Raw genomic sequence first — 2987 nt, forward strand, 5'->3', positions numbered from 1 at the left:
CTACATCGAGCAGCCGACCTCGCGCGACCTCGAGCGGCAGCCGGCCAACCCGATGCACGAGGCGGCGCGCCTCCGCCCCATCGTGGTCGACGAGGCCCTCACCGATCTCGCCACCCTGCTGCGGGCGCGCGAGCTCGGCTACACCGGCGTGGCGCTGAAGGCCTGCAAGGGGCAGAGCCACGCCATGTTGATGGCCGCCGCCGCCCAGAAGCACGGCATGTTCATCACCGTCCAGGACCTGACCTGCCCCGGCGCCTCGCTGATCCACTCCGCCGGCATCGCCGCCCGCGTCCCCGGCAACGCCGGCATCGAGGCCAACGCTCGCCAGTTCGTCCCCGCCGCCAACGCCGCCTGGGAAGCCCGCTTTCCCGGGCTCTTCACCATCCGCGACGGCGTGATGCACACCGCCCAGCTGACAGGGAAGGGTCTGGGCGCGGTGCCCTGAGGAAGAGCTGTCAGCTTTCAGCCGCGCCACCGGCCGGGCCCGGACCCTTTCAGGGGTGAAACTCTGCGCGGGCTGAGCGAAGAAGGATGAGACGAGGGCGCCGGCAGCTATGCCCCGTAGAGCATTGGAGCCTTGTGCCCCTCTTTCAGTCTGGGTCCGAGCCGGCCATCCTTCATTGGTGAGGCCCGCAGTTAGCCGCTACGGGCACTCCCCCAGGTCAGAGTCCCTCGAATAGCCATCTCGGGCCGGAGCCCTCGTCTCAACGGAGGTGGATACATGAGCGGACAGAAGGCGTCCAGGACGAAGAAGAGCCGGATGGTCGCGATGGCGTTGCAGACCATCCGACCCATGGTCGCAGGAATCGACGTGGGCAGCCGACAGCATTGGGTTTGTGGCCCGGCTCGTCAGGACGGGGAGCCGAACGTACGCGTGTTCGGCACCACGACGGGGCAGCTGGAGGAGCTTGTGAACTGGTTGGTCGAGCAACGCGTGGAGTCGGCGGCGATGGAGAGCACGTCCGTCTACTGGATCCCCCTTTACGAGCTGCTGGAGTCAAAGGGGATCGAGGCAGTGCTGGTCAACGCCCGGCAGCTGCACAACGTTCCTGGGCGCAAGACCGACTTCCGCGACTGCCAGTGGATCCAGCTGCTGCATAGCTGCGGTCTGTTGCGAGGGTCCTTCCGCCCCGGCGACGCGGTCGCCGCCATGCGAACCATCCAACGGCAACTGGCCAACCTCGTCGAGGAGCGGACCCGCTGCGTTCAGTGGATGCAAAAGGCGCTGGACCAGATGAACGTGCAGGTCCACCGGGCCGTCTCGGACATCACGGGGACAACGGGCATGGCTATGGTCCGCGCGATCGTGGCCGGAGAGAGGGATCCGATCCGCCTCGCTGCCCATCGCCACCCTGGTTGCCGGAAATCCGCTGCGGAGATCGCGCACCACCTCAGGGGAACCTGGCGAGAAGAGCATCTGTTCAATCTCACGTCGGCGCTGGAGCTCTACGATGCCATCGAGAAGTTGGTGGCGTCGTACGAAGCACGTCTGCTCGAGGCCCTGGAGGCCTTGAAGCTTCAGGACCTCGAGGACGCGCAGCTACCCCCGCATCCCAATCCCACCAAGGAAAGGAACATCAAGAGCCGTGGCGACGCGCGAGCGCGGACCTTGCTCTGGCGCTTCGCTGGCGTCGACCTCACTCGCATCGACGGCATCAGCGTTGGCGCCGCCAAGGTTATCTTGACCGAGGTCGGCCCGAATCTCTCGGCGTTTCCGTCGGAGCACGACTTCGTCTCCTGGCTGCGGCTGTGTCCCCGCATTCCGGTATCGGGCGGCAAGCCCATCAAGAAGCGACGCCACAGCCTGGGCGCCAACCGAGTCGCGGGTGCGCTGCGCATGGCTGCCAGCACCCTGCAACGCAGCAAGAGCGCCCTCGGAGCCGCCTTCCGTCGCAAGGCCCGGCACAAGGACGCTGGCGTCGCTGTCTTCGCCACCGCCCGCAAGCTCGCCCTCCTTGTCTACCGAATGCTGCGCTACGGGCAGGACTACGTCGACGTCGGTGAAACTGCCTACGAGGCCCAGTTCCAAAAGCGCCGCATCGCCTCCCTCACCGAAGCAGCCAGGTCTCTCGGCTACACACTGGCGAAGGTGCCCGCTGCCGAGGCGCTCCCCACAGCCTGAGTTTCAGGTCAGCTCAAGTGTTCCGGATCGTCCCCGCGATGCGGCCGAACGACGCGCACGCGCTCGATGGCGGCCTTCAACTGAATCAAGAGCACTTCCGCTGACGGCTGACGGCTGACGGCTGACAGCTTTCCCAGGTCAGCACCGAGCCGCAGCGCCGCCTGCTGCGCGCGGTCGGCCGCCCGTCACCGACCCTTTTTGGACGGGCTCTTGTCGGCGGCCTTCTTGCGGGCGGCGGCGGTGCGCTTCTTGGCGGTCTCGCGGGCGGGGGCGTCCTCGCGCTTGACCACGGCCGTGTGCTCGCGCGGAGGGGCGGCCGCAGCGGGCGCGGCCGCGGCCTTCGCGGCGGCAGCGGCGGCGGCCGCGCTGGCCGGCGGGGTCGCTGCCGGCGGCGGCGCCGGTTTCGCCTGCTGGGCGGCGGCCGTGGCCGGGGCTGAAGGCGCAGCCGCCTCGGTGCGGCGCTCCTTCTTGCTGCCGAGCATCGCCACCAGGACCGCGATCAGCGCCACCGCCACCACCGCCGAGACCACCAGGATCTTGGTGCGGCGCGAGCCAGCGATCTCGTCGATGACCTCGTGCTCGCTCATCTTCTCGCCCGGCAGGCTCGACCCGACCGCGGGCAGCGAGACAGCGGTGCCGCCGGTGCGCAGCGAGAACTTCTTGCGGTCCTCGGTGGTCACCGTGCCGTCGTCGACGTAGCGGTCCTCGATGGGCCGGACGTCTTCGGGGAGCGCCTCGGAGCCCTCGCCCGGGGTCATCTTGCCGGCCGCCATCTTGGCCTTGGCCTCGGCGACCATCTGGTCGACGTCCCCCTTCTTGAACCACAGGGTCTCGCGGAAGGCGCCCTGTTTCCCGCTCCCCTCGG

3 protein-coding genes are annotated in these 2987 nt (G+C 68.5%); 2 read left to right on the plus strand and 1 reads right to left on the minus strand.

Features of this window, described 5'->3' with window-relative positions:
• Nucleotides 1-445 (plus strand): hypothetical protein (locus VFX14_11320; protein ID HEU5190270.1); only part of this gene is annotated, 445 nt, incomplete at its 5' end.
• A 276-nt stretch (nucleotides 446-721) separates the two neighbouring features.
• Nucleotides 722-2122: an IS110 family transposase gene (locus tag VFX14_11325; GenBank protein HEU5190271.1), complete on the plus strand. Its 1401-nt coding sequence runs from the start codon at nucleotides 722-724 to the stop codon at nucleotides 2120-2122.
• 185 nt (nucleotides 2123-2307) lie between these two features.
• Here the strand turns inward: VFX14_11325 and VFX14_11330 are convergent.
• Nucleotides 2308-2987, minus strand: a 680-nt coding sequence (locus tag VFX14_11330) for a hypothetical protein (protein ID HEU5190272.1), incomplete at its 5' end; no start/stop codon positions are given.

Source organism: Candidatus Methylomirabilota bacterium (assembly GCA_035764725.1).
Lineage (GTDB): Bacteria > Methylomirabilota > Methylomirabilia > Rokubacteriales > CSP1-6 > DASRWT01.